The 25,333-nt window shown below is 65.3% G+C and carries 22 protein-coding genes, 2 tRNA genes and 1 pseudogene; 12 read left to right on the top strand and 13 right to left on the bottom strand.

What is annotated here, in order from left to right; translation table 11 throughout:
- The first annotated feature begins 3 nt into the window (after window positions 1–3).
- From LH390_RS08835 to LH390_RS11695, 5 genes and pseudogenes are all read left to right on the top strand, one after another.
- Entirely contained in the window at window positions 4–1,593 is a 1,590-nt protein-coding gene (locus LH390_RS08835) for a dipeptide ABC transporter ATP-binding protein (RefSeq protein WP_227337367.1), read from the top strand.
- 31 nt (window positions 1,594–1,624) lie between these two features.
- Window positions 1,625–2,674 carry an alkylhydroperoxidase domain protein gene (locus LH390_RS08830; protein WP_269961706.1) on the top strand — a complete coding sequence of 350 codons (1,050 nt, stop codon included), beginning with the start codon at window positions 1,625–1,627 and terminating at the stop codon, window positions 2,672–2,674.
- 9 nt (window positions 2,675–2,683) lie between these two features.
- Window positions 2,684–3,616 carry a phytoene/squalene synthase family protein gene (locus LH390_RS08825; protein ID WP_227281662.1) on the top strand — a complete coding sequence of 311 codons (933 nt, stop codon included), beginning with the start codon at window positions 2,684–2,686 and terminating at the stop codon, window positions 3,614–3,616.
- Window positions 3,613–5,097 (top strand): phytoene desaturase family protein, encoded by a 1,485-nt coding sequence (gene crtI, locus LH390_RS08820; RefSeq protein ID WP_227281663.1) that lies wholly within the window; start codon window positions 3,613–3,615, stop codon window positions 5,095–5,097. The genes LH390_RS08825 and crtI overlap by 4 nt, the downstream gene beginning before the upstream one ends.
- A 181-nt stretch (window positions 5,098–5,278) precedes the next feature.
- A pseudogene (locus LH390_RS11695) lies at window positions 5,279–6,021 on the top strand (GntR family transcriptional regulator).
- Between the two features lie 9 nt (window positions 6,022–6,030).
- Here the strand turns inward: LH390_RS11695 and pepN are convergent.
- Window positions 6,031–8,613 carry an aminopeptidase N gene (pepN, locus tag LH390_RS08810; RefSeq protein ID WP_227281665.1) on the bottom strand — a complete coding sequence of 861 codons (2,583 nt, stop codon included), beginning with the start codon at window positions 8,611–8,613 and terminating at the stop codon, window positions 6,031–6,033.
- Between the two features lie 148 nt (window positions 8,614–8,761).
- On the opposite strand from pepN, the gene LH390_RS08805 reads away from it, so the two are divergent.
- Window positions 8,762–9,376 (top strand): DsbA family protein, encoded by a 615-nt coding sequence (locus LH390_RS08805; protein ID WP_227281666.1) that lies wholly within the window; start codon window positions 8,762–8,764, stop codon window positions 9,374–9,376.
- 208 nt (window positions 9,377–9,584) lie between these two features.
- Here LH390_RS08805 and LH390_RS08800 read toward each other — a convergent pair whose 3' ends face one another.
- From LH390_RS08800 to LH390_RS08785, 4 genes are all read right to left on the bottom strand, one after another.
- Window positions 9,585–10,172, bottom strand: a complete 588-nt coding sequence (locus LH390_RS08800; RefSeq protein WP_227324265.1) for a hypothetical protein — start codon at window positions 10,170–10,172, stop codon at window positions 9,585–9,587.
- Between the two features lie 721 nt (window positions 10,173–10,893).
- Window positions 10,894–11,826, bottom strand: coding sequence for an exonuclease domain-containing protein (locus LH390_RS08795; RefSeq protein ID WP_227281668.1), 933 nt, complete (start codon window positions 11,824–11,826; stop codon window positions 10,894–10,896).
- 168 nt (window positions 11,827–11,994) lie between these two features.
- The gene (locus LH390_RS08790) at window positions 11,995–12,387 is read right to left on the bottom strand and encodes a hypothetical protein (RefSeq protein ID WP_227281669.1); all 393 of its coding nucleotides are present in this window, start codon (window positions 12,385–12,387) and stop codon (window positions 11,995–11,997) included.
- A 163-nt stretch (window positions 12,388–12,550) separates the two neighbouring features.
- The gene (locus LH390_RS08785; RefSeq protein WP_227281670.1) at window positions 12,551–13,165 is read right to left on the bottom strand and encodes a DUF4352 domain-containing protein; all 615 of its coding nucleotides are present in this window, start codon (window positions 13,163–13,165) and stop codon (window positions 12,551–12,553) included.
- Window positions 13,166–13,370: 205 nt separating this feature from the next.
- Between LH390_RS08785 and LH390_RS08780 the strand changes: the two genes are divergently transcribed.
- The gene (locus LH390_RS08780) at window positions 13,371–13,856 is read left to right on the top strand and encodes a ribose-5-phosphate isomerase (RefSeq protein ID WP_227281671.1); all 486 of its coding nucleotides are present in this window, start codon (window positions 13,371–13,373) and stop codon (window positions 13,854–13,856) included.
- A 25-nt stretch (window positions 13,857–13,881) separates the two neighbouring features.
- Here the strand turns inward: LH390_RS08780 and LH390_RS08775 are convergent, their stop codons facing one another.
- The gene (locus LH390_RS08775; protein ID WP_227281672.1) at window positions 13,882–14,679 is read right to left on the bottom strand and encodes an aldo/keto reductase; all 798 of its coding nucleotides are present in this window, start codon (window positions 14,677–14,679) and stop codon (window positions 13,882–13,884) included.
- Window positions 14,680–14,790: 111 nt separating this feature from the next.
- Window positions 14,791–15,636, bottom strand: coding sequence for a DUF1542 domain-containing protein (locus LH390_RS08770; protein WP_227281673.1), 846 nt, complete (start codon window positions 15,634–15,636; stop codon window positions 14,791–14,793).
- Between the two features lie 165 nt (window positions 15,637–15,801).
- Between LH390_RS08770 and LH390_RS08765 the strand changes: the two genes are divergently transcribed.
- From LH390_RS08765 to LH390_RS08745, 5 genes are all read left to right on the top strand, one after another.
- Window positions 15,802–15,876 (top strand) — tRNA-Gly (locus LH390_RS08765).
- A gap of 91 nt (window positions 15,877–15,967) precedes the next feature.
- Window positions 15,968–16,041 (top strand) — tRNA-Pro (locus tag LH390_RS08760).
- A gap of 42 nt (window positions 16,042–16,083) precedes the next feature.
- Entirely contained in the window at window positions 16,084–17,481 is a 1,398-nt protein-coding gene (tig, locus tag LH390_RS08755; RefSeq protein WP_227281674.1) for a trigger factor, read from the top strand.
- Window positions 17,482–17,647: 166 nt separating this feature from the next.
- On the top strand, window positions 17,648–18,226 hold the full coding sequence (locus tag LH390_RS08750) for an ATP-dependent Clp protease proteolytic subunit (protein WP_227281675.1): 579 nt from the start codon (window positions 17,648–17,650) through the stop codon (window positions 18,224–18,226).
- 17 nt (window positions 18,227–18,243) lie between these two features.
- Window positions 18,244–18,870: an ATP-dependent Clp protease proteolytic subunit gene (locus LH390_RS08745; RefSeq protein WP_227281676.1), complete on the top strand. Its 627-nt coding sequence runs from the start codon at window positions 18,244–18,246 to the stop codon at window positions 18,868–18,870.
- A 118-nt stretch (window positions 18,871–18,988) separates the two neighbouring features.
- On the opposite strand, the gene LH390_RS08740 is transcribed toward LH390_RS08745, so the two are convergent.
- The 6 genes from LH390_RS08740 to LH390_RS08715 all read right to left on the bottom strand — a co-directional run bounded on the left by LH390_RS08740 (window position 18,989) and on the right by LH390_RS08715 (window position 25,143).
- Window positions 18,989–19,174: a hypothetical protein gene (locus tag LH390_RS08740; RefSeq protein ID WP_227281677.1), complete on the bottom strand. Its 186-nt coding sequence runs from the start codon at window positions 19,172–19,174 to the stop codon at window positions 18,989–18,991.
- 282 nt (window positions 19,175–19,456) lie between these two features.
- The gene (locus tag LH390_RS08735) at window positions 19,457–20,782 is read right to left on the bottom strand and encodes a GntP family transporter (RefSeq protein WP_227281678.1); all 1,326 of its coding nucleotides are present in this window, start codon (window positions 20,780–20,782) and stop codon (window positions 19,457–19,459) included.
- On the bottom strand, window positions 20,779–21,699 hold the full coding sequence (locus LH390_RS08730) for an NAD(P)-dependent oxidoreductase (RefSeq protein WP_227281679.1): 921 nt from the start codon (window positions 21,697–21,699) through the stop codon (window positions 20,779–20,781). The genes LH390_RS08735 and LH390_RS08730 overlap by 4 nt, the downstream gene beginning before the upstream one ends.
- A gap of 44 nt (window positions 21,700–21,743) precedes the next feature.
- A complete protein-coding gene (locus tag LH390_RS08725; RefSeq protein ID WP_227281680.1) occupies window positions 21,744–23,207 on the bottom strand; it encodes a four-carbon acid sugar kinase family protein in 1,464 nt (487 codons plus the stop codon).
- A 110-nt stretch (window positions 23,208–23,317) separates the two neighbouring features.
- Window positions 23,318–24,013, bottom strand: coding sequence for a FadR/GntR family transcriptional regulator (locus LH390_RS08720; protein WP_227281681.1), 696 nt, complete (start codon window positions 24,011–24,013; stop codon window positions 23,318–23,320).
- Between the two features lie 77 nt (window positions 24,014–24,090).
- Complete coding sequence (locus LH390_RS08715) at window positions 24,091–25,143, bottom strand: chymotrypsin family serine protease (protein WP_227281682.1); 1,053 nt, start codon at window positions 25,141–25,143, stop codon at window positions 24,091–24,093.
- Window positions 25,144–25,333 lie beyond the last annotated feature (190 nt).

The following is a 25,333-nucleotide window of genomic DNA, read 5'->3' as shown; positions in this document are numbered from 1 at the left end:
CCCATGGCCACACATCGCGGCTTAACCATTACTGACCTCCACGTTTCCTACGGCACCCAGCCGGCCGTCCAGGGCATTGACCTAGCGGTCCGGCCCGGGGAAGTCACCGCCATCGTGGGGGAGTCCGGGTCCGGAAAGTCCACCACCGCCCTGGCGGCCATCGGGCTGCTGCCGGCCGGCGCCCGGGTGACCTCCGGGTCCATCCGCCTCGACGGCGAGGAACTGACCACCCTGTCGCGGCGGCGGTGGCGCACCGTGCGCGGGCGGCGCGTCGGGTTCATCCCGCAGGACACCAACAACTCCTTCAACCCCGTGCGCACGGTCGGCTCCGCGGTGGAAGAGGCGCTGAGCATCCACCGCGTAGGCACGCCGCAGCAGCGGCGTCGGCAAGCCCTGGACCTGCTCGAACGGGTGGGCATTGACGATCCCGAGCGCCGCTTCCACCAGTACCCCCACGAGCTGTCCGGCGGGATGCGCCAGCGCGCGCTCATCGCCGCCGCCGTCGCGCCACGCCCGGAACTGCTCATCGCCGATGAGCCCACCTCCGCGCTGGATGTGACCGTGCAAAAGACCATCCTGGACCTCCTCGACGAGATGCGCGCCGAGCTCGACCTGGGCGTGCTGCTAATCACCCATGACCTGGCCGTTGCCGGCGACCGCGCTGATCACGTGGTGGTCATGCGCCGCGGGCACGTGCGCGAATCAGGACTCGCCACCGCGGTGCTCACCGACCCGAAGGACTCCTACTCGCGCCAACTGCTTGCCGACGCCCCCTCCCTCTCCACCCCCGTGCGCCCCCGCACCGCCCCACCCGCGCAGGAAGAACCCCTGCTCAAGGTCAGCGGACTGACCCAACGCTTCGGCGAATTTACCGCCGTCGACGGCGTAGACCTGACCGTGCAGCGCGGCCACACCCACGCCATCGTGGGGGAGTCCGGTTCCGGGAAGACCACCACAGGCCGGGCGCTGGCCGGGCTGCGCGCCCCCACGGAAGGCACGATCACCCTGGCCGGGCAGCCGGTGCGCGCCGGCGAGCGCGACCTGCGCCGCCACGTCCAACTGGTCTACCAAAACCCCTACTCCTCCCTGGACCCGCGCCGCAGCATCGCAGCCAGTATCGCCGAGCCGCTGAGCAACCTCACCCGCCTGTCCAGGGCGCGCCGGGCCGCCAAGGTTGCCGAGTTCCTCGAGCTGGTGGCCCTTGACCCCGCCCTGGGCAGCCGGCGCCCGAAGCAACTGTCCGGCGGGCAGCTGCAACGCGTGGCCATCGCCCGGGCGATGATCGTCGAGCCGGAGCTTGTCATCCTCGACGAGGCAGTCTCCGCGCTCGACGTGACCGTGCAGGCCCAAATCCTGGAACTGCTCGAACGCCTCCAGCAGGAGCTCGGCCTGACCTACGTGTTTATCTCCCACGACCTGGCAGTGGTGCGCCACATCGCCGACTCCGTCTCCGTGATGCGACGCGGCAAGATCATTGAAGACGGCACCACCGCACAGGTCTTTGACCACTCCGAACACCCCTACACGCAGGCTCTCATTGAGGCCATCCCGGGGCGCAACTACCGCGCCGGCACCCTCAACCTGGGCCTGTAGCCCCGTGACCCCAACCCCGAAGGCAGCCCCCATGACCGTTGACATCATCGATACCCTCGTGGCCAACCCGCAGGTCGCCGACCTGCGCGCGGCCCGACCCGCCGCCCGCGCCAACGCGCAGGCAGCCTATGACGCCCTCGTGGCACCCGACCCAAGCGCCCCCACCACAGCCGAGTTCAGCCTGGCCGAGCGTGCCGTCGTCGCCGCCGAGGTTTTCCCGGACCCCTTCTACCTCGACCGGGCAGCACAGGTGCAGGCTGACCCCGCCCGCCTCGATCCCGCCCTGGACTGGGTGCGCCTGCTCGTCCACGCCCCCGCCCGCACCACCAAGGATCACATAGCGGCGCTGACACAGGCCGGCTGGAGCTCCGAAGGCATAGTCAGCCTGGGCCAGCTCGTCGGCTTCCTCAGCTTCCAGCAGCGCGTCGTCCACGGCCTGCGCGCGCTCGCCGGCGCCCCCAGCGCCGCCTTCCCCCAGGCCGTCACCTACCCCGGCTCCCCGACACCGCCGCAATTCCTGCGCCAACCCATGGCGTGGAACCCCTGGGTAGACCCGGTGCGCAAGGCGGATCTCACCCCGGAACAAACCGCCGCCCTGATCAAACCCGAGCGCGCCGACATGCCCTACTTCCGCATGCTCGCCCGCGACCCTGCGGCCCTGGCGGCGCGCACCAAGGTAGACATGGATATCTTCTACAACACCGACGGCGGACTGGGCCGCGCGGAGCGGGAACTGGCCGCCACGGTGACCTCCCGCAGCAACGGCTGCCCCTACTGCGCGTCGGTGCACTCGGCGCGCACGGTAGAAGAAGGCGGTGACGCGGGGGACGTCGATAAGCTCTTAGAAGAAGGCCCCCACACCCACCTGGAGACCGCCGGATGGGAGGAGATCCGCCGCGCAGCGCTCGCGCTGACCGCCGTGCCAGCCACCTTCGGGGACGCAGAAATCAGTGCGCTGCGCGCGAGCGGCCTGGATGACCACGCGATCGTGGACGTCATCAACGCAGTGGCGTTTTTCAACTGGGCAAACCGACTGATGCTCAGCCTAGGCGAAGGCCGCTATTTCAAGCACAGGCGCTAATCTGGGAGGGTGCAGGCGAGCGAGAAGACGGTCTTTGACCGGATGAGTAGGCGGGCGGCGGCGGCCGTCATCGCCGAATACTCCACCAGCTTCTCCCTGGCCACCAGGCTGCTCGGGCGCCGAATCCGCCAGGACATCTGCGCCCTGTACGCCGTGGTGCGCATCGCCGATGAGATCGTCGACGGCGCCGCCCAAGCGCACCTGGCAGACCCAGAAACCGAACTGCGCGCCTACCAACAGGCCGTCCTCAACGCCCCGCAGCGCACCTTCCACACCGACCCGGTCCTCCACGCCTACGCGCGCATGGCGCGGCGCTGCCAACTCGACCCCGCCCACATGGACGCCTTCTTTGCCTCCATGCGCACCGACCTGACCCAGACCCGCCACACCGCCACCTCCCTCGACGGCTACATCTACGGCTCCGCGGAAGTCATCGGCCTGATGTGCCTGACCATCTTCTTTGGGCACCCCGTCGCCGACCCCGAACTTACCCGCGGCGCCCGCCGCCTGGGGGCGGCGTTCCAGCAGGTCAACTTCCTGCGCGACAAGGCCGATGACGCCACCCGCCTCGGCCGGGACTACCTGCCCGCCGCGCTGACCCACGCAGACAAGGACGCCCTGGTAGCCAGCGTGCGCGCGGACCTCGCGTTGGCCCGGCAGGCCGCCCGGCGCCTGCCCACCGGGGCGCGCCTGGGGGTGCGCGTGGCCACCGGGCTCTACGAAGAACTCGTCAACCGCCTTGACGCCACCCCACCCGCCGCCGTCACCGCCCGGCGAGTCCGCGTACCCGGGCCGGCGAAAGCCCGCGTCCTGGTCCGCGAACTCATCGGTGACATTCACGACCAGGCCACTACAGTCACTGAGGCCGCCCGGGCCGCTGAGGCCGCCGAGGCCACCGGCCGCCAAGATGGCCACCCCCGCACCCAAAGGAGCACACCATGAGCAGCGTCAGTGTCATCGGCGGCGGGATCGCCGGCATAGCCACCGCAGCGCTGCTCGCCCGCCACGGCCACCAGGTCACCGTGTGCGAACGCGGCTCCGAGCTCGGCGGCCGCATGGGCACCTTGAGCATCGACGGCTTCCGCTTCGACACCGGGCCCAGCTGGTATCTCATGCCGGAAGCCTTCGAGCACTACTTCGCGCACTTTGGCACCACCCCCCAACAGGAATTCGGGCTGACCAGGCTGGACCCGGCGTACCAGATCTTCAGCGGCAACTCGCCCGCGGCGCCGGCGCTGTCCGTGCGCACCGGGCATGCTGAAGAACTCTTCGAGTCCATCGACCCCGGATCCGGCGCGCGCCTGCACGCCTACTTGGACAGCGCCGCGCTGACCTACAACCTGGCGCTGCGCCACTTCCTCTACACCACCTTCACCCGGCCCCGGGACTTCCTTGTCCCCGAGATCGCCGGCCACCTGCCTCGCCTGGCCAGCCTGCTCACCCGGCCGCTATCTACCAAAGCGGCCGCGGTTACCCGCCACCCCGTGCTGCGCAAGATCCTGGAATACCCGGCGGTGTTCCTCTCCTCGCGCCCGGAGGCCATTCCGTCCCTCTACCACCTGATGAGCCACACGGACTTAACCCAGGGGGTGTTCTATCCCACCGGCGGCTTCTATGCGGTGGTGGAATCGATCGCCCGCTTGGCCACCCAGCATGGGGTGCGGGTGCTCACGGACTGTGAAGTCACCGGCATTGACGTCGCGGGATCGCGCGCCCGGGGCCTGCACACCAGCGCGGGCTACGTGCCTGCGGACTATGTGGTCTCCGCCGCTGACCTTCACCACACGGAGACGGCGCTGCTGCCGCGGGCTGCGCGCAGCTACCCGGAGCGGTGGTGGGCGCGGCGAGACCCGGGCCCGTCGACGGTGTTGGTCATGCTGGGGGTGCGCGGCAGCCTCAACCAGTTGAGCCACCACAACCTGCTGTTGAGTGAGGATTGGCGCCCGGATTTTGATGCGGTCTACTCCGGAGCGTGGCCGCGGTATTCCCAGTCGATCTACGTGTGTAGGCCTTCAGCGACGGATCCCACGGTTGCGCCGGCGGGATACGAAAACTTGTTCGTCTTGGTTCCGGTGCCGGCGGACCCGGGATATGGGGCCACCGAGCAGGTTGCTCAGGCGGTGGTGGACCAGCTTGGGCGGCGCATCGGGGTGCCCGACCTGGCGCGGCGCGTGGTGGTGCGGTCGGTGCGCGGGCCGGGGGATTTTCATGAGCGTTATCACGCGTGGCAGGCCGGTGCGATTGGCCCGGCGCACACGTTGCGGCAGTCTGCATTTTTACGCGGTTCGAACGCGTCGCGGCGCGTGCGCAATCTTTTTTATTCAGGCGGGACCACTCTTCCGGGCGTAGGCGTACCCATGTGTTTAATTTCTGCGGAAAATATCCTGGAGCGAATCCCCTCAGCTACCCCCGTAATTGGGTGAACAGGCCCGGCGACAAGGGATTTTTCTCAAGTTGCGTGCTGTAGTTGCAGTGGCGCGTTCTCAAATGTGGAACACTTCCAGTAGCATCTTGTAATGGATTCCACCGGCGGCTGCGGGCGGTACCCAAGTGGCCTCATGGTGGCCTTTTGCTTGCTATATGCAGAAATTTACATGAATTAGTATGATGAGACGGGTGCTTGAGCGAATGCCGAGAAAGAGTCCCGCGTACGTCGTGATCGCGGACGAGTTGAGAAAATGGATCGAGCGCGGCGACTACCGGGAAGGCGAACGGCTGCCTAATGAGCGCAGCCTCGTAGATACCTTTGGAGTTGCACGAATGACGGTGCGTCATGCGCTAGACATTCTCCAACTCGAAGGGCTGATCGACCGGCGCCGCGGGCGCGCCGGGGGTACCTTCATCCGCGGGCTGGCCCCGCTGGTGGAGCTGACGTGCCTGTCTGGCATCGCCGCGCAGCTAGAAAAGCTCGGCTTCGCGCTCAACACCAAGATCTTGTCCCACAGCCCCGTGGAGGCCTCCGCGCGCGTGGCCCAGGGCCTTGGCGTGGAGCCGGGGCAGACGGTCGGGGCGGTAACCCGCATCCGGTACGTCGACGGCACCCCCTGATGGTGGAGAACATCTACCTGCCGGAGGAGGTCTCTGAGGGGCTGGGCAAGGGCGAACTGTCCGCCCCGCTGCCGGAGATCCTGGCGGCTACCCCCCATCTGACCCCGGTGCGCAAGTCGGACACGCTGACCCCCAGCGTGGCCACGGAGGTGGAGCAAAACCAGCTCGCGGTGCCGCGCAACGTGCCCTTGCTGCGCATCCACACCCAGATGTTTAACAAGGACAAGACCCCGGTGGCCTACGACGAGTCGGTATTGCGTTCCGACGTCGTGAAAATGCAGGTCATCACCGAGGTCTAGGCGGGCACGCTAGCTCGCCTGCGCGTCGATGGCACGCAGCCGCAGCGCGCGCGCCACCCGGTCCTTGTTTTCCACAATCAGACGCGCCAGACCGGCGGAGGGCGTGGATGCTAAGAAGCGCTCAGCACGCTCCAGGCCTTCCTCGGAGACATCCCAGTAGGGGTAGAGCGCGTTGATGGTGCGCTGGGCGATCTCGGAGACCTGGTCGTTCCACACCCGGGTGACCACCGCGAAGAACTCCTCGTTGAACTCTGCCAGCAGCTCGTCCGATCCCGGCCAAGTCAGGCCCTCCAAGGTAAAGCGGGATTCCAGGTTGGACAGCTCGGTGCCCACCGCGGCGTCGAAGGCCTGGCGCTTGGCCTGCGCATCCGGGCGGGCAGCTTGGACTCGCAGCGCGGACTGCGCGCCGGTCGACGAGGGGTCCTGCTCGCGCAGGGTGGCGATGCGCCCGTCCACCTCATCGGCACCCACATACCCGTGGGAGACCAGGGCGGTCAGCGCGAGCCAGCGCTGCTCATTGTCGCTGTCCGTGCCGTCGAGCTGGCCGGTCAGGAACTCGGCGGCGGCGTCGTTGAGCTCCACTGCGGCGAGCTGGCGCGCGAAGATGAGCGCGGCCTCCGGCTCGGCATTCTGGGCACCATCCAACAGGGCGTTCGCCAGCAGGTCGCGCCCGGTCGTGTGCGCCCACTGCGGATCCGCATAGCGCGACACCGCCGTGGCGGCTTGCGCCAGAATCTTCTCCAGCACGGCCAGCTGCGTTTCCGCCTGCGCGCCCCGGGCCACCAAGGCCACGAACTCACGGGCGGGAAGCTGGCCCGCCCGGGTCATCTCCCAGGCCGCAGACCAGCACAGCGTGCGCGCCATGGGGTCAGAGATCTCGGCGATGTGTGCCAGCAGGAAATCCTTGGAGGCCTCATCCAGGCCCATCAGGCAGTAGGTCAGATCATCGTCGTTGACCAACACCAGGTCCGCGGCCGGGGCGCCCACCAGCTCGGGCACCTCGGTGCGCGGGCCCGTGACATCCAGTTCGACGCGCTGGGTGCGGGTGACGGCGGCGTCGCTAAGCGAATACAAGCCCACCGCAATGCGGTGCGTGCGAACGTCGCCGCCCTGGGTGACCGCAAAGGACGAGTAGTGGCCGTCGGTGACCGCAAAATCCGGGGACAGCTGCGAAATACCCGTGGTCTTGAGCCACTGGCCGGCCCAATCAGACAGGTCCCGGCCGGAAGCGGCCTCCAGGGCCTTAAGCAGATCCTCGAACGTGGCGTTGGACCAGCGGTGGGCGGCAAAGTGGCGGCGCACCCCGGCAAAGAAATTCTCCCGACCCACATAGGCCTGCAGCTGCTTGAGCACGCTCGCGCCCTTGGCATAGGTGATGCCATCAAAGTTCTGCTCCACCGTCTCCAGATCGGAGGCATCCGTGGACACCGGGTGCGTCGATGGCAGCTGATCCTGCTGGTAGGCCCACGCCTTCTCCACGTTGGCAAAGGTCACCCACGCGGTGTCATAAGCCGTCTCCTCCGCCTGGGAGATCGCCGCCGACCAGGTGGCAAAGGACTCATTGAGCCACAAGTCATCCCACCAGCGCATGGTCACCAAGTCCCCGAACCACATGTGGGCCAGCTCGTGGAGCACCGTATCCGCGCGCCGCTCATAGCGATAGTGCGTGGCCTTGGAGGAAAAGACGTACTCATCCCGAATGGTCACACACCCGGCATTCTCCATGGCGCCCATGTTGTACTCGGGGCAGAAGACCTGGTCATACTTGTTAAAGGGGTAGGCCACGCCAAAGTTGCGGTGGTAGAAGTCAAAGCCCTGCTTGGTCTCCGTGAATAGCCGGTCTGAGTCCAAGTACTGGGCCAGCGACTGCCGGCAGTACAAGCCCAGCGGGACCGAGAGCTCAGTGGGCTGATCCTCCGGCGTCTCCGGGTGGTGGGTCAGCTCGCCGTCCCACTGGTCGCGCACCTCGTGGTAGGGCCCCGCGCACACGGCCACCAGGTAGGTGGACAGCTGGTAGTCAATGGTGGAGGTGTGCGTGCGGGTGCCGTTTTCCGGCTCGCTGACCTGTTGGGCGGCGTTGGAAATGACCGTCCAGTGCTCCGGGACCGTGATGCTCAGCGCGTAGGTGGCCTTCATGTCCGGCTGGTCAAAGCAGGCGAACATGCGCTTGGCGTCCGCGGTTTCAAACTGGGTGTACAGGTAGGTCTCATCGTCGGCGGGGTCCACAAAACGGTGCAGGCCCTGGCCAGAGCGCGAATAGACGCACTGGGCGGTCACCGTCAGCTCGTGGGTTCCCGCCGTCAGGCCGGTCAGCGCCAGGCCATGCTCCTCGTCGTAGTCGCCGGCCGGGGTGATGTCCGTACCATCCAACGTGGCCGACTCGAGGGCGGTGGCGCGCAGGTCAATGAACGTGTCTCCGGCCTCGCGCGCGGTGAAGGTCACCGTTGTGGTGGAGGGGAAGGTCGCGGTGCGGTGCGGGGAGTCAGACGCCCCACAGTTATCGCTTAAGTCAAGGGAAATGTCATAGTGCTCGACGGTGATCAGCGCCGCGCGCGCGACGGCTTCCGTACGGGTGAGATTGGTAGACGTCATGGTTATCTACGGTAGCCGCGCACGCCCGGCCAAGGGGAGACAACTGCGTCTAAGGTGGGCAAGGACGACGCACCACCCCAATTTATGGTGGGAGTGTTGTTCACAGAAGTGTCCACCCAGCACCCTCAAAACAAAGGAGTCACCGCATATGTCCACGCAAGCCGTCACCTTCTGGTTCGACGTCTCCTGCCCGTTTTGCTGGCAAACCTCCCGCTGGATCAAGGAGGTAGAAAAGGTCCGCGACATCACGGTCGACTGGGTACCCATGTCCCTGTCCGTGCTCAACGAAGGCCGCGACCTCGACCCCGCCTACATGGGCAAGATGAAGGCCAACTGGGGCCCGGCACGCGTGTTCGCTGCGGTCAAGACCGAACACCCCGACAAGGTCGATGAGCTCTACACCGCCATGGGCACCATCGTCCATCCCGGCGGCGAGTCCGCCAAGGGCGGCTACGGGGCCTACAAGCAGGTCATCGCCGACGCCCTGGAGCAGGTGGGCCTGCCCGAATACGCCGCTGTTGCCGAAACCGAGGACTGGGACGACGCCCTGCGCGCCTTCCACCAGGGCGCCATGGACGCCGTGGGCGACGAGGTAGGCACCCCCGTGATCAAGCTGGGCGATACCGCGTTCTTTGGCCCCGTGATCACCCGCGTTCCCACCGGCGAGGAGGCAGGATCGCTTTTCGACGCCGCCGTCGCCCTGTCCGACTACCCCTACTTCTTCGAGCTCAAGCGCACCCGCACCGAGGATCCGCAGGTGTAAAAGGTGGTTCTACCTGGCCAAACGCAGTTTTGAGGCCCGTGAACCAGGCTCAAATTCGGCGATGTCCCCACAATATCCCCGCGCCACCTACGGTGCAGCAAACGCGTAGTTCTGGTGCTTCGGTGAGCTGTGATCTTAATGGGTGTAGCCCTAGGTGGTGATTGGATTACCCCTGACGGTGATTCCACGTCAGGGGTGCCGAGGGGTGTTAGATACGGACCTGTGCCATGTGCGTATTTGTGCCATCTTCGATGATCACAAAAGAAACATCCTTGCTCCATTCCGGCTTTTCTCGAACGTTGCGCAAAAGACCGGCCATCGTCTCGGCCATACTCTTGGCTACGTCTTCCTCTGTCTTGCGGTCGAGCTGAGCTTCCACAACCACGTTGCTACCGTGACCAATCGTGATGCTTTGGATAGATGCGTACTTGGAGACTTCTGGACCGCGATCAAGCATGCTCATCCAGCTGGCGTCATCAGAAAGGCCCATCTGCGTTTTGTACCAACTGTCGGCTAGCTTGCCTTTTTCTGCATCTTCAGCCTCTTGAGCAGCTTTTTGTTCTTTTCGCTGCTGCTCCTTCGCCTCACGCTCGGCGTTCTTCCGATCTTGCTTTTGTTCTTTCGAGTCGCTTTGCGAGGTCGTGTTGCTCGATGTGGAGTCTTTGTCACCATTGCCCCCGCATGCTCCAGCTATAGCGACGACGACAATGACGGCTACGAGGAGTTGAAACCAGGGGCGTTGGAAAACAGGTTTTTTGGTGCCGGAATCAGCTTTTGTCTCAGGGGTCTTGCTCATATGGATTAGCCTCTCGGGTAGGGGAGCATTTAGGCATTGGGTGGGAACCATTTGCCTAGGAGGTATGTGGTGACCTCGGGCGTTCCTAAATTAAGGGGGAGTGGCTTGTGTAAGTGTGGCGTGCACTGTGCCCGAGGCCTGCGAATAATAGTAGCCAACTAGCATCCTTCTTGCGATGGGTTTCGTGGCAAATTTCAGGTATCTGCAAGGTAAGGGCGTTTGAGAGCGACTAAACCAAAATGAGTGCTTTTCTTAACGATTCGTGGACCCTATAAAATTCGGTACACGACAGTGGGGCGGGGTGGTGGCGATGCCCTGTGGGTGCGGGCGTCGGAGACCAAGAATCCTGCCTCACTCCTATGGTCACGGATCCGCCGATGCTGTTGAGCGTGATCTCGGTGGGATGGGTATCAGTCCAGGTGGGCATCGCTTGAAGTGAACAGGTACAGAGAACCTTGACGCAACAAAACCCAAACCGGATTTGCAGATTGAATGAGTGTCTTATGGTGAGCCTTATTTAGGGGTGACAAAAGGGCGGCCCTTGGTACCGCAGCATCAGTGTCTCTCGCTTCGGGGAGGTTTAGTCCCCTCGGGTGACCGGAATTCGGACTAGGGGGAGGTAGTGTGCCGGCGAGAGCTTTTCCACGGAAGATCGTCTGTTCAGGCGCGCGCCTCCCGAGGCCCTGCACTTTTACTCCCAGCCCCAGTGGTGGGCTGGTGCTTAGTCAGCCAGCTGGGCGAAGAACTCTTCTTCAGAGACCACCATGATGGGGGAGCCTTTTTCCCGAAGGGCGGCGGCCTTGACCATCTTGCTGGAGCCTGGCTGGCCTTCTCGCCACGATTGTGGGTTGGGGATCCCCACCACCAGCATGGTGGTTTTGCGAGTGAGGGTTTTATCGGCCTGCCCGCCGCAGGCGGTGACCACCTCCTGTGCGGTCGCGCGGGTGGCGCGCTGGAGGGTCCCGGTGAAAACCACGCGATGTCCTGCCAGGGGAGTACCGGTGGCGCCGATCTGGTCGATGAGTTCTGCCGCGGTGGCCAGGGTGGCGCTGCGATGTGCCGCGGATCCGCCGATGCCTCGACTCCGGGCGCGGGTCGGGGGACACAGGAGCTCTAATTCCTCGTAGCCGTGCTCGTCTTGCATGCGGGCAAAGATGCGTCCGGCGGCCTCAGCATCCGCGGAGGCCTCATGGTGGACGAAGGTCTCGCCGGGGAAGTAGTAGTCATAGACGTTGTCCAGTGATTTGCGGTCTAGCTGTTCGGCCAACAGGCGCCGGGCCAGGCGCAGCGTGCATAGCCGCCGATTGGGTAGCGGGTCCGTGCCGTAGAGCTCGGTGAGGTGGTTGAGAACGCTGCCATCAAAACCCATGTTGTGGGCCACGAGTGGGGCGTCGCCGATGAACTCGCGGACCTCTTGCGCCATTGCGTTCCATTCGGGGGCGTCTGCAACGTCGTTGCTGGTCAGGCCATGGACCCAGGTGTTGATGGGGTTGAAGTAGAAGACGTCCTGGTGGGGGCGGATGAGGCTCGTTGCCGTGGCGGTGAGCTGGCCGGTTTCATCAAAGCGGGCCAGGCCGATGGCGCATGCTGAGCGGCGCGTCTCATTGGCGGTTTCAAAGTCGATGGCAACGAAGGGGCGCAAGGCGGGCCTCATTTCGGCAGGCAGAGGGGGAGACAATCCATGCATCGGTGTAAAGACAAACAGCGTTACGGTTGAGCTTGTTCATGGGGCTTGAGATATGCGTCACCCCCGGCCCTGGAGGTGATCCAGGCGCCGGGGGTGGCGGGTGGCTGTGAAAGACAGCAGCCGTGTGGCTGTGGCTTACTTGCCGGAGGTCAGACCGAACAGGCCTCCGAGCTTGCCCAGGGTGTCCACGATCTGGTTGGCGGTGGCAACACCCTTCTGGGCGTTGTCCAGGCGCTTGGCGGACAGGTCCGCCTGCTCCTGCGGGGTAAGCTTAGCCGGCTTCTCCGGTGCGGTCGGGGCAGTAGCCGGGACCTCACCGATAACCAGCGCGGGCTTCTCTTCGGCGGTCGGGGCGGTGTCGGGCACCTCTCCGATCACCAGTGCGGGCTTCTCCTCGGCCACCGGGGCGGTGTCGGGGATTTCTGCGGTGCCGTTGTTGACCGGGTAGGCGAAAGCCGGGGCGGTCATAGCGGTCAGGGCGAGAGCGGCGCCGGAGACAGTCACAGCAACCTTCTGGGAAATCTTCATAGGCGTCCTTTCTGTAGGAGTCATGGGAAAGGGGCCAATTGGCCTAGCTCTCACGATAACTCAGATTGGGGAAGATGACATATCGCGCCGGTTTTATTGTGCGCTAGTGCTGGTCATAATCGTGCGCGATGTCATTCCTATGAACGGAGCTGTGAGCGCGATGTTAGAGGCTGGCCTTCCACTGGGCGGAATCGTTGCTGAAGCTCAGGCCTTCCTTGAATGTAAAGGTGTAGTCGCCGGACAGGCCGTCGCTGTCGAAGCACACCACGCCATCCTTCGATCCGCCAGGGGCGATGTCAACGGCATCGTAGTCGGATCCACCCAGGGCCAGCGAGCGGCTGACCCCGTTGGGATCTTGGGCCTCCCAGTCGGTCAGGCCGTTGAGGGTGAGCTTGTCCTTGTCGCTGGTGTTGACAAAGGAGACGTCCGCGCAGATTTGGTTGCCACCCAGCGGGTCGGTCTGCTCGCGCACGCCGCTTAAGGTGACGTCGGCCTTCTTCATGTGCACGGTATCGCCGATTGCGGCCGGCTCGGAGGCGCCTGAGTCGGACTTGTTGCCTGCGGTGGTGGACGGGGTGGAATCCTTGGAGCCGCCGTTGACGGCCACGGCGATGACCACCACGGCAACCAGGCCGAGCGGGATCATGCACCCGAGCCGCTTATAAAAGGGCTTCTTGGGTTTTTCTACGTAGACAACCTGTTGTGCGGGAGCGCCGGGAGCCCCGGGAGCGCCAGGCACGGAACCGTCAGGCTGGTTGGGCTGGTTGGGCTGGGACATGGAGACTGCATCCTTTCGGGCGAACCCCGTAAAGGCGCGTCATGCACCATGCGGGGTGGTGGGGATCCACCGGGCGGTGGATACATTCCAGACCCTAGGAAACGGGTGGGACGCGGCTGCCGTTTCTTGTTCGAATCCATCGAACGGGCCTGGCAGCGCGCTGGTAGTCCGGCGGCAATGGACCTGCTCGTCTATCATCGGTGACATGCGAGTTTATGTTGGAGCTGACCATGCAGGATTTGAGCTGAAAAGCGCCGTAGTGGACCATTTGACCAAGGCGGGCCATGAGGTTATTGACTGCGGAGCTTTCGAGTTGGATCCGGAGGATGATTACCCGGCATTTTGCATTGAGGCTGCCAGCCGTACGGTCAATGACCCGGGGTCGCTGGGCATCGTGATGGGCGGATCGGGCAATGGCGAGCAGATGGCCGCCAACAAGGTCAAGGGGGCGCGCTGTGCGTTGGCGTGGTCGGAGGAGACCGCGCGCCTGGCCCGCGAGCACAATAACGCCCAGCTCATTGGTTTAGGTGGACGGATGCACTCGGTGGATGAGGCGCTGGCCATCGTGGATGCGTTTGTGGAGCAGCCGTGGTCCAAGGCGGAGCGTCACCAGCGCCGCATTGACATCCTGTCCAACTATGAGCGCACCGGAATCGCCCCGTCCGTCAGCCGCCCGGAGGCGGAGGCGTAAACACGGGACGGGGCGGATCGGGGGTTTAGGCGGCCTGCCCGTCCAGGGCATCCAGGGCCGCCATTTCCTTGTCTGACAGCGCAAAACCGAAGACGTTGGCGTTGTCTTTGAGATGCTGGCCGTTGCTGGAGCCGGGGAAGATGATGTTGCCGTGCTGGAGGTGCCAGCGGATGAGCACCTGCGCGGCTGAGACGCGGTGAGCGTGGGCTGCTGCGGTGACGGCGGGGGCGTCGATAAGCGTGTGGCTGCCCTGCCCGAGTGGGGCCCAGGCTTCGATGGCGATGCCGCGGGCGCGGCAGTCGGCGACGAGTTCGCGGCGCTGGCGCAGGGGGTTGAGCTCGATTTGGTTGACCACGGGGGTCTGGCCGGTGGCGTCGATGATGCGCTGGAGGTGGTCGGGCTCGAAGTTGGATACGCCGATGGAGTCGGTCAGTCCGGCCTCGCGCAGCTCGATGAGCTTTTCCCAGGCGTCGAGGTAGCGGCCTTGCTCGGGGCAGGGCCAGTGGATGAGGTAGAGGTTGACGCGCTCAAGCCCCAGCTTGTCTAGGGATTCGCGCAGCGCGTCGGCGGGGTCGCCGTGGCGGTCGTTCCAGAGTTTGGTGGTGACAAAGATGTCCTCGCGCGGCACCCCGGAGCGGGCGATGGCGTGGCCTACCTGGGTCTCGTTGTTGTAGTAGGCGGCGGTGTCCACGTGGCGCACGCCAGCGGCGAACGCCTCGGTGACCACCCTTTCGGTGATGCCGGGGTCGATCTTGTAGGTGCCCACCCCCAGCTGGGGGATGTGGTGGCCGTCGTGGAGTTCGATGAGGTCTGCAGTGCGCATACCTTCGTTCATACCCGGCCGCGCGCGCAGGCGCCGCCTACCGGGTACTGTCCCGCTTGTCGACGCCCCCTGACCTGCGCGCGGTGCGATCAGTGCGGGTGTGCGGGGCGACTAGAAGTCGAATCCGCCGAAGTCGAATCCGCCGCCGAAGTCGCCTCCTCCAAAGTCCCCGCCACCGAAATCGCCGAAGGCATCCCCGCCGAAGTCGCCCATATCCCCGCCGAAGTCGCCACCAGCGGCATCGCCCATGTCGCCCGAGTCGCCCATGTCGCCTGCATCGCCGGAATCGAAGTTGTCCGGGGTGTCGCCGTATTCGGCGGCGTGGGCCACGCCGGCGCCGATGCCGGCCATGCCGCTAAACAGGGCGGAGAACATCATCATGGAGCCGGCGGTCCACACGCCGGTGGCCAGGGCGGGTGCCCACCAGGGGGTGGAGTACCAGCCGGCGGGCACGGGGCGCCCGGCGATACGTCCGCCGGGGTAGTAGTTGGGGGTTTCGGCGCTGGCGGTAGGTGAGGCGGTGACGGTTTGGCCGTCTTGTTCGATGGTGCGGGTTTCGGTGACGCGGCCGGCCTGGCGCTGCCCTTCCAGCGGGGGCAGTTCGGGGCCGTCGGGAAGTCCCATGATTTCGCGTGCAGCCTGGACGTAGTGCATGCCTTCCAGGGCGGATTCGCGGGCCAGCATGGCTTGCTTGACGGTGGTGGCGTCGGAGATCGCGGCAGAGGCTGCGGTGTAGCGCTCGGAGGCGTCGGCAAGCGCTTGTGTGGAGGCGGTGTCGGATCCGGAGAGGGTGAGCACCTGGTTTCCTAGCCGGTCGATCCAGCGGCGGGCGTCTGCCTGGGCGTCGGCGAGCGAGGCGGCGCGGGCTTGGCCGGACTGGCGGTTGCGGTTGGAGTTGACCACAAACAATCCGCCGACGACCAGCGCGATGATGAGCAGGGTTGAGAAGTGGTCCATGGTGCCTTTCTGTGGGTCATCCGGGTATCTGCCCTACTCAACGGGGAGCGCGTGTGCATGGTTCCGGGTGGGGCAAAGTTTGGTGCTTGCCGGGGCGCTGGGCTAGCATGGTGCGCGGTTGTTGCGCTGCCGTTTCTCCAAGGCGGGGCGCGCCGCAGCCATCGTGGGAACGTCGTATAGTGGCTAATACCTCAGCCTTCCAAGCTGAAGACGCGGGTTCGATTCCCGTCGTTCCCTCCACGTTCAACCCCCCTGGTCAGCCGGCCAGGGGGGCTTTTTGTACCCCGGTGTCAGCGCGATCAAAGGGGCATCGGTAAGCTAGCCCACCGTACGGGGCGTGGCGCAGCTTGGTAGCGCACCTGCTTTGGGAGCAGGGGGTCGCAGGTTCAAATCCTGTCGCCCCGACGTACCTTATTTTCACCACACATTTATCCAGGAGAGTGACTCGTGAAGAGTTCCGTCGAGAAGCTGAGCGACACCCGCGTCAAGCTCACCGTCAACGTTCCGTTCGACGAGCTGAGCAGCGAGATCGATCAGGCCTACGCAGCCATTGCGCAGCAGGTCTCCATCCCCGGCTTCCGCAGGGGCAAGGCTCCCCGTCAGCTTATCGACGCCCGCTTCGGTCGCGGTCCCATCCTGGAGCAGGTAGTCAATGACATGCTGCCCTCGCGCTACCAGGCGGCATTAGAGCAAGAAGAGATCACCCCCTTGGGCCAGCCCGAGGTGGACGTGACCAAGATCGAGGACAAGGACTACGTGGAGTTCACCGCAGAGGTGGACGTGCGCCCGGAGATCACCGTCCCCGACTTTGCTGATTACGCCGTGACCGTGCCGGCCCTCAAGGTCGAAGACGGCGACGTTGACGCAGAGATTGACAAGCTGCGCGCCCGCTTCGGCGAGCTGAAGAACACCGAGCGCAAGCTCAAGAAGGGCGACTTCGCCGTCATTGACCTCACCGCCACCATCGACGGCGAGGTCATCGACGAGGCCACCACCGAGGGACTGTCCTACGAGGTGGGCAGCAAGGACCTCATCGACGGCCTGGACAAGGCCATCAAGGGCCTGAAGACCGGCGAGGACGCCGAGTTCGTCGCCGAGATCCAGGGCGGCGAGCACAAGGGCGAGGAAGCCACCATCGCCGTGCACGTTCAGCAGACCAAGGAGCGCGTCCTGCCGGAGCTCGACGAAGAGTTCGTGCAGATGGCCTCCGAGTTCGACACGGTTGATGAGCTGCGCGAGTCCACCAAGACCCAGGTCGAGGAGTCCAAGAAGGCCGAGCAGGCCACCGCCATCCGCGACGAGGTACTGAAGAAGGCGCTGGCCGACGCCTCCTTCCCGCTGCCCGAAGGCGTTGTCGACGAGCAGGTCCACGCCCAGCTGCACCAGCTCATGGGCCAGATCGCCCACGACGAGGCCGCCTTCAACTCCGTGCTGGAAGCCCAGGGCACCACCCGCGAGGAGTTCGACGCCGAGCAGCGCTCCAACGCCGAAGAGGCCGTGCGCACCCAGCTCTTCCTCGACGCGCTTGCCGAGCAGGAGTCCCCCGAGGTCAGCCAGCAGGAGCTGACGGACCACATCATGTTCACCGCGCAGTCCTACGGCATGGACCCCAACCAGTTCGTCCAGCAGATCAGCCAGTCCGGCCAGATTGCTAACCTGTTCTCTGACGTGCGCCGCGGCAAGGCCCTGGCCGCCGCCATCTGCCGCGTTGCCGTCACCGACGAAGACGGCAACAAGGTCGACCCCGCCGAGTACTTCGGCGAGGAGGAAGATCCCACTGCGGCCGGCAACGAGGACACCATTGAGGTTGACGGCGACTCCGTGACGGAGTCCGCGGAGGACTAAAATTACCTCTTGCCACAGGAAGGCCCGGGCGCATTCGCCTGGGCCTTTTCGGCGCCCTACGCTGACAGCGAAAAAGCGGGCCCTTAGGCACCGCGATGGGTAGCCTGGGTGAGGCGATCCGTGAAGAAACACCAGTCCGGTTACACGTGCACAAGGAGATACAACTATGAGCGACCACAACGGCCTCAACTTGAGCGACTCAGTATTTGAGCGCCTCTTGCGCGAGCGCATCATCTTCCTCGGCAGCGAGGTCAACGATGAGATTGCTAACAAGCTGTGCGCCCAGATTCTTCTGCTGTCCGCCGAGGACCCCACCCGGGACATCTCGCTGTACATCAACTCCCCGGGCGGCTCCGTGACCGCGGGTATGGCGATTTATGACACGATGAAGTACTCCCCGTGCGACGTGGCCACCTACGGCATGGGCCTGGCCGCCTCCATGGGCCAATTCCTGCTCACCGCAGGCACCCCCGGCAAGCGCTTCGCCCTGCCGCACGCGCGCATCCTCATGCACCAGCCGTCAGCCGGCGTGGGCGGCACCGCGGCCGATATTGCCATCCAGGCCGAACAGTTCGCCCTGACCAAGAAGGAAATGGCCCAGCTCATCGCCGAGCACTCCGGCCAAACCTACGAGCAGATCACCCGGGACTCCGACCGCGACCGCTGGTTCACCGCCGAGCAAGCACGCGACTACGGCCTGGTTGATCATGTTATTGAGACCGTTCAGACGAGCGTGGGAAACTAAGGAGCACTGAATAAACCATGACCAACGCCTTCCAGATGCCCTCTGCACGCTACGTGCTGCCCTCCTTCATCGAGCAGTCCGCCTACGGCACCAAGGAAACCAACCCGTACGCCAAGCTCTTCGAAGAGCGCATCATCTTCCTGGGCACCCAGGTCGATGACACCTCCGCCAATGACATCATGGCCCAGCTGCTGGTCCTTGAGGGCCTCGACCCGGACCGGGACATCACCATGTACATCAACTCCCCGGGCGGCTCCTTCACCGCGATGACCGCGATCTACGACACGATGCAGTACGTCCGCCCGGACGTGCAGACCGTGTGCCTGGGCCAGGCTGCCTCCGCCGCGGCCGTGCTGCTGGCAGCGGGCACCAAGGGCAAGCGCGCAGCCCTGCCCAACGCCCGGGTGCTCATCCACCAGCCCGCCACCCAGGGCACCCAGGGCCAGGTCTCTGACCTGGAGATCCAGGCCGCGGAGATCGAGCGCATGCGCCGCCAGATGGATGAAACCCTGGCGCGCCACACCGGGCGCACCCCGGAGCAGATCCGCACCGATACTGACCGCGATAAGATCCTCACCGCCGCCGACGCGGTGGAGTACGGCATCATCGATCAGGTCTTTGACTACCGTAAGCTCAACGGCTAAAACGCCGAGCTAAGCTGGCACAATGATGGCCCCGCCCTACCTCACGAGTGTGAGTGCAGGGCGGGGCCGTAAGTCATGTTAAGGCGCGCCGCGGCGGTGTGAGCCTACCGGGGTGTGGCTACTGGTGCTGCTTGTGCTGCGTGCCTTTGGCCCAGAAGGCAGCGGCGCCGATGAAGAAAGCCAGGGCCAGGAGCCACCCGATAGTGGCTGCCCAGGCAACTGAGTGCCCAAGAGTGACGCCTAAGAGGAGTGCTGCGATCGCGGCGAAGAGGCACGCAAGGATGTTCTTTTGGGTGGTGTTCATGGGTCACCTCCGGGTAGCTGATGAGTGCGGGGCGCAGCGGGCAGGGGAGGGGGACGGCTGTGAACTGATACGGCCATCCGTACTGGCCGCGGAAACTCCGCGTGATTAAGTTCAACCTTAGCTGCGGGGGGGGGGGGGAGCCTCACAAGACCTTGTGCAGGGAAGACAGGAATTATTAATCTCATCTTCCCCCAAAGTGGGGGAGCAGCGCAGTGGAGAATAGGTTGGCCCCGGACACCCGATGGTGAGGTGCCCGAGGCCGACGTGTGCAGTTGTCTACCGTTACACCAGCGCGTACGCCGCCCAGGTCAGGGCGAAGCCTGCCACGGAGAATCCGGTGGACAAGACTGTCCAGGTGCGCAGGCCGTCCTTAACGGATAGGCCCAGGTAGCGGGTGACAATCCAGAAGCCGGAGTCGTTGATGTGGCTTAAGCCCAGGGCGCCGAAACCGATGGCGCAGGCCAGTAGGGCTGTCTGGGTGTTGGATAGGGCGGCGTCGGTAATCGGGGTGAGCAGCAGACCTGCGGTGGTCAGGATGGCTACGGTGGCGGATCCTTGGGCTGCGCGCAGCAGCAAGGAGAGCACGTAGGCCAACAGGATCAGGGGCATGGCGGTGGCGATGAGCATGTCGGAGACCACCTGGCCGATGCCGCTTTCTACCAGCACGTTGGCAAAGCCACCGCCGGCGCCGGTGACAAAGATGATCACGGCAACGTCTGGCAACGCCGAATCCAGGATCGTCGAGCGGCGGGTCAGGTCCCAGCCTTGGTCGCGGCCCAGGACCACAAAGGCCACGAGTACGGCGGTGAGGAGCGCGATGGGTGCGGAGCCTAAGAAGGTGATGATGGGGTGGTCGTCGAGAAGCAACGAGCCCACGGTGCCCACCATGATCTGGGCGATGGGCAGCAAGATCAGCCCCATGACAATGCCCGGGCGCGGCGGCACCGTATCGGAGACCGGCGGTGCCTCCGTGGCTGGTGAGTCCAGCAAGGTGACAGTGTCTACCCGGATGAGGCGGGCCAGCCAGTAGCCGGCCACACCGGCAAGGGCGGCCAGCGGCAGCGAGAATGCTAAGACCAGGCCAAGGTCAGCATCGAGCAGGCCCGCGGCGGCCACCGGGCCGGGGTGCGGCGGGGTGACCACGTGGACGGTGAGCATGATGCCGGCGACCGGCAGGCCGATCTTCAGCGGGTTGAGGCCCACCACGCGCGCGAAGGCGAAGATGATCGGCGCCAGGATGATAAAGCCGACGTCAAAGAACACCGGGATGCCCAGGATGAACGCGGCGATGGTCACCGCCGCAACCACGCGCTTCTTGCCCAACTTCAGCGTGAAATAGGTGGCCAGCGAGTCCGCCCCGCCGGACGCCTCGATCATCCGGCCCAGCATCGCGCCGAGGCCAACCACCACCAGCACGGAGCTTAAGGTGTTGCCAATGCCCTTAGTGACCGTTCCGGTGGCATCAGCCAGGGGGATACCTGCGACGATGGCGGTGATGACGGAGACCAAGATCAGCGCCACGAAGGCAGGCAGCCGCACCCAGATGACCAGCGCGAGGAGGAGGGCAACCGCCGCGATGCCCACCCCTAATAGCGCCATACCCGTCATGAAGCGTTCTCCGCACGGGTGGGGGCGTTGACGCGGATGATGGAGGAATCATCATCGGCACCCCAGCCGCGGACTAGGCCCGCGGCATAGGTTTGCTCCGCGGCGGCGGCGATCGGCACCGGCATACCCGCAGCGTGGGCCGCATCCGTGACAATGCCCATGTCCTTGACAAAGATGTCCAGGCGGGACTTTACTTCTGCACCCGGCTCGTCATAGGCCTCAAGCATGCGCGGACCGCGATCACCCAGCATGAAGGAGGCAGCAGCCCCCGCCATGAGGGCATCCAGGGCCGTCTTCTGGTCCAGGCCCAGGCGGTCGGCCAGGGCCAGCGCCTCCGCGCCGGCGGCGATGTGGATGCCGCACAGCAATTGGTTGACGGTTTTCAGCGCCTGGCCCTTGCCCGGGGCGTTACCCACATGCACCAGCGTGGAGCTCATGGTCTCCAGCACTGGGGCCAGGTGGTCAAAGTCCTCCTGGGTTGCCCCAACGGTGACCAACAGGTCGCCGGCGCCGGCGCGGGCGGGACCGCCGGAGATGGGGGCGTCGATAAGCCGAATGCCAGCCTCCGAAAGCGCGGGGGCCACGGCCTCCACCGCACCCATGCCCACGGTGGAGGTCAAGATGATGGCGGAGCCGGGGGACATGTGCTCCACAATTCCGGTGGTGCCAAAGAGCACCTCGGTCAGCTGAGCCTGGTCACGGACCGCCAACAGCACCACGTCCGCGCCCGCGACTGCCTCCGTGGCGGAGGTGTACACGCTTAAGCCCGCGGAGCGGCCCAGCTCCAGGCGATCTTCAGCAATGTCCACGCCGCGCACGGAAAAGCGGGTGGCCAGGTTGGTGGCCATGGGCAGGCCCATGGCGCCTAACCCGATGACGGTGATCGTGGTGGGTACTGCTTGATCAGTGGGGGACATGAGGAAACTCCTTGACAGTAGGAAGAAGGTGGGGGAAGGGGGTATTAGGACAGCACGCTGACCACGTGGGCCAGGGACTCATCCGTGCCCACGTTGCCGGCAAACACGATGTAGGGCACCCCGGCGGCGGGCCCATCGAGGGCCTGCCACATGGAGATGATCCCGGGCTCCATCGGGCCGATGACCCGCGCGCGGGTCATCTCCAAGCCCTTGGAGGCCACATCAGAGGAGGTGATCCCGCCCTTGGCAATGACAAACCGCGGAGCGACCGTGTGCACGGTGCGGTTGACCACGCCCACCACCGCCGCGGAAATGTCGCGGGCGATGCGCAGCGAGTCTTGTTCGTCGCTGCCCTCGATGAGCTCGCGGGAGGTGTGCAGCACCACCGTGGTCTGCTCCAGCCCGGCGCAGACCTGCTGGGCAAGCGTGTCCAGATAGCCGGGCTCGCCGTCGAGCACGCGCCGGGCGTTGATCTCCACGGTCAGCGGCTGGGCGGTGTCTACCAGGTGGGAAAGCTGGCGGGTGGTGGTGGGCACGTGCGATCCCACGACGACCAGCCCGCCGCGAGTTGCCGGGCGAGCGGATTCGGCGGGGGCATCAGCCTGAGCCTGCGGTGCCTGCGATGCCGGCGGTTCCGCCGAAGCCGGAGGTGCCGTGACCACGGCCGGGGGCTCCTGCCCGATGCGCGCGCGGACGAATGGCGGGCCGACCCGGTAGATGAAATGCTTGCCTTGCTCTTCGGCGGCGATGACGGCCAGCGCCAGGGCGCGTAGGTCCTCCTCGGTGACGATGTCACACACGATGGGCTGCCGGTCGGTGGCCTGTGCCAGGATGGCGGTGGTGGCCTGAGTGTCCGTGCGCAGGGTATCCAGGTCGACGTGTGCCACGCGGGTGATGGGCACCGCGCCGTGGGTCTTTTCGGCCACCCATTCGCGCAGGTCAGAAGAGGTGTATCCGAAGGTGGAGTCACGGGCGAACTCGGATTCGCCCACGGGGATGAACCCGTCCGCCTGACTGCCGGCGTAGTGGATAGCATCGATGGTGATGCGCCCGGCATCCCCGAAGGCGGGCACGATGATGACCCCGTCAATGGGGGTGGGGCTGGCCTCGGCCAGGACGTCGGGTTCGAGGGGGAAGTGGCCGCGCAGGGTGGAATCGGAGCGGGACACGAAGGCCAGCGCCGTGCCGGTCTCCTGCGCTGCGGCGGTGGCGGCGGCCACGACCTCCCGGTTGACGCGGGCGGCGTCGTCCGGGGCGAGCGAGCGGGAGTTGGTCATCACGTAGATGGCGGGGGCGCCTTGGTCGAGCGCCCAGCGCAGGTCGGCGGTGTCCCAGGAGGTGATCACCGGGAGGTCGGCCACGGATTGGGTGCCGGTGGGGTCATCGTCGAGGACGATGAGCGTGGGCCCGTTGCTGTCGCGGTGGGCCTGCGCGACCTCGGCTGCGGTGATGGTGGGCGCTGGGGCGTGGCCTTCCAGCAGTTCGTCGAGGGTGCGTGGGCGTGCCATAGAAACTCTCCAATTCCTTAGACCTCAGAGGTCTGGTGTCATTGGGGCAACCATAGCATGTTCACGCTTAGCGACGCCCCCGCTTGTCACCCCCGCCACGCCACCTCTTGCTATTCAGGCAGGAAGGACTCAATATCCCGGGCGGTCTGCTCCATGTGGGCGCGCATGGCATTCTTGGCCCGCGTGGGGTCGCCCGCGGCAATCGCCGCGGCGATCGTCTGGTGGTGATGCAACGCCCGAGCGCGCACCTCCGGAATAGAGCTGGTGGCCTCCCGCGAGCGGGTCAGCGCCTCAGCCAACGGTGCGATGGCCACGTTGAGCAGCGGGTTTCCCGTCGCCGCGATGACCCTGCTGTGGAACTCCATGTCCGCGGCGGCGGCGCGGGCGACGTCCCCGGCGGCGTCGGCAGCCGTGAAATCCTCCAAGGAAGCGCGCATCCGCGCACAATCCTCCGCCGTGGCATTCTGCGCCGCCAGGCCGGTAGAGCCCACCTCAATCATCCGCCGAACCTGCACCAGCCACCGGCCCATCTGGCGTTGGCTGGTGGTGGCAGACAGCGTGCGGATGACCGTTTCCATCGACGTCCACCGGTCAATCGGCTGGACGAAGGTGCCGCGCCCGTGCACCACATCCAGCACACCCCGATCCGCCAGGGAGCGCACCACCTCACGCATGGTGGGCCGAGAGACATCCAGATACTCGGCCAGCTGGGACTCCGGGGGCAGCGCAGCGCCCTCCGCCCACGTGCCGTCCGCGATCTGGGCAAGTATCCGGTCAATTCCCTGGGCAACAAGGTCTTTGCGCATAATCCTTGACACTACTGAGTTGGGGCAGCCGGCTCCACCGGGGTGGTGAATCGGAGCGGCCCAGCGGCCCGCGCGCACTACTGGATAATGGTCAGACCCTGGGACTCCATCACCGGCTCGATGACCTTCGCGCCGGCGGTGGTGGCATCATCATTGCGCATCCAACTGGCGACCCCGACGGCAAAGACGGTTGTGTTGGTGGGGTCGGCCGGGTCCATCGCCCAGATGGCGCCGCCGGAATCGCCATGATCCTGAATGGCATCAAACGTCAGGGTCATGGAGTTGAGCATGGCCTGGTAGTTGCCGCACGAGAGCCCCGAGCGCCAGCCCAGCCTGCAAATATAGGGCTTTTCGGCGGCCAGCCACTGTGCGGACTTCCACCCCTTGAGGCGTAGTGGTTGACCACCCAAGGTGACTGGGGGAGTGCCGTCGACGTAGCGATAATAGTCGGGGTAGATCTCAATGAGCCCGTAGTCCGGGCCTGGTCCTACGGTTTTTCCAGACCCGTCGAGGCGCTTCCACACGAACTCCCCAACGTTGTAGAACTGCCCGTCGGTGGAGGGGATGTAGATCTTTTCTCCGATCTCACCGCAGTGGCCCGCTGTGAGGTTGAACCTCCGCGAGGGACTGGAGGCGTAGGCGACGGCCCAGCCGAAGGAGCACATGCCGCGCTCGGTTTGGTACTTTGCCCCGGGGGCCACGCGGCCCATGTCGTTGAGGAACGTAAAGTCCTCACTGTTGCGGTAGATCTTCCGGTCTTTGATCACTTCTGGGCGCGCGGGAGCCTTCGGCTCCTGGTTCTGGTTGCGCGGCGGCTGGGCTCGCTCTGGCCTGCTCGGCGCGGGCGGGGAAGGCGGAGTGGCGGGAAGATCGTTGGGGGCAGTGGGGGTGCCTAGCGTGGGGTGGGGCACCCCGACGTCTTCGGCTGGGGGAAGTGCGCCGCCGTGGGCATCGGCAAGAAACCCACGCGCATCCGCATCAGTCAGGCAGCGCTGCAACTCGGTGGCCAGGCCGTGCCTGTTCATGTTCCAGGAGGCGCGATCACCGGCTGGGGTGCCCTCGGGAAGCTCAATCTCCGGGCAGTTCGCGGCAGAAAACGCGGGGACATACGCGGTGCATGAAGTGAGCATTCCCCCGGTTAGTAGTGCCACGATGCCCAGCCCTACAGCTTGTTGTAAGCATCGTGCAAGAAGCATGCCAGGAGTCTAGCAAGTCCATGACAAGGTGTGGGTAGGTTTCGCACCTGGCTGTGGACAACTTCCATCAGGGGGTCACACCGGCTAGGCAGCACCGGTGCGGGGCGGGGGGAGAGGATCCCCA

It is taken from the genome of Corynebacterium uberis (assembly GCF_020616335.1).
GTDB classification, from domain to species: Bacteria; Actinomycetota; Actinomycetes; order Mycobacteriales; family Mycobacteriaceae; genus Corynebacterium; species Corynebacterium uberis.
The sequence above is the reverse complement of the archived record's forward strand: the minus strand, read 5'-3'. Positions and strand labels throughout refer to the sequence as shown.

What these genes read in the sequence shown, in the direction of transcription:
- LH390_RS08835 (WP_227337367.1), top strand. Translation starts at nt 4, where the DNA reads ATGGCCACACATCGCGGCTTAACCATTACTGACCTCCACGTTTCCTAC.
- LH390_RS08830 (WP_269961706.1), top strand. Translation starts at nt 1,625, where the DNA reads ATGACCGTTGACATCATCGATACCCTCGTGGCCAACCCGCAGGTCGCC.
- crtI (WP_227281663.1), top strand. Translation starts at nt 3,613, where the DNA reads ATGAGCAGCGTCAGTGTCATCGGCGGCGGGATCGCCGGCATAGCCACC.
- pepN (WP_227281665.1), bottom strand. Translation starts at nt 8,613, where the DNA reads ATGACGTCTACCAATCTCACCCGTACGGAAGCCGTCGCGCGCGCGGCG.
- LH390_RS08805 (WP_227281666.1), top strand. Translation starts at nt 8,762, where the DNA reads ATGTCCACGCAAGCCGTCACCTTCTGGTTCGACGTCTCCTGCCCGTTT.
- LH390_RS08800 (WP_227324265.1), bottom strand. Translation starts at nt 10,172, where the DNA reads ATGAGCAAGACCCCTGAGACAAAAGCTGATTCCGGCACCAAAAAACCT.
- LH390_RS08795 (WP_227281668.1), bottom strand. Translation starts at nt 11,826, where the DNA reads ATGAGGCCCGCCTTGCGCCCCTTCGTTGCCATCGACTTTGAAACCGCC.
- LH390_RS08790 (WP_227281669.1), bottom strand. Translation starts at nt 12,387, where the DNA reads ATGAAGATTTCCCAGAAGGTTGCTGTGACTGTCTCCGGCGCCGCTCTC.
- LH390_RS08785 (WP_227281670.1), bottom strand. Translation starts at nt 13,165, where the DNA reads ATGTCCCAGCCCAACCAGCCCAACCAGCCTGACGGTTCCGTGCCTGGC.
- LH390_RS08780 (WP_227281671.1), top strand. Translation starts at nt 13,371, where the DNA reads ATGCGAGTTTATGTTGGAGCTGACCATGCAGGATTTGAGCTGAAAAGC.
- LH390_RS08775 (WP_227281672.1), bottom strand. Translation starts at nt 14,679, where the DNA reads ATGCGCACTGCAGACCTCATCGAACTCCACGACGGCCACCACATCCCC.
- LH390_RS08770 (WP_227281673.1), bottom strand. Translation starts at nt 15,636, where the DNA reads ATGGACCACTTCTCAACCCTGCTCATCATCGCGCTGGTCGTCGGCGGA.
- LH390_RS08750 (WP_227281675.1), top strand. Translation starts at nt 17,648, where the DNA reads ATGAGCGACCACAACGGCCTCAACTTGAGCGACTCAGTATTTGAGCGC.
- LH390_RS08745 (WP_227281676.1), top strand. Translation starts at nt 18,244, where the DNA reads ATGACCAACGCCTTCCAGATGCCCTCTGCACGCTACGTGCTGCCCTCC.
- LH390_RS08740 (WP_227281677.1), bottom strand. Translation starts at nt 19,174, where the DNA reads ATGAACACCACCCAAAAGAACATCCTTGCGTGCCTCTTCGCCGCGATC.
- LH390_RS08735 (WP_227281678.1), bottom strand. Translation starts at nt 20,782, where the DNA reads ATGACGGGTATGGCGCTATTAGGGGTGGGCATCGCGGCGGTTGCCCTC.
- LH390_RS08730 (WP_227281679.1), bottom strand. Translation starts at nt 21,699, where the DNA reads ATGTCCCCCACTGATCAAGCAGTACCCACCACGATCACCGTCATCGGG.
- LH390_RS08725 (WP_227281680.1), bottom strand. Translation starts at nt 23,207, where the DNA reads ATGGCACGCCCACGCACCCTCGACGAACTGCTGGAAGGCCACGCCCCA.
- LH390_RS08720 (WP_227281681.1), bottom strand. Translation starts at nt 24,013, where the DNA reads ATGCGCAAAGACCTTGTTGCCCAGGGAATTGACCGGATACTTGCCCAG.
- LH390_RS08715 (WP_227281682.1), bottom strand. Translation starts at nt 25,143, where the DNA reads ATGCTCACTTCATGCACCGCGTATGTCCCCGCGTTTTCTGCCGCGAAC.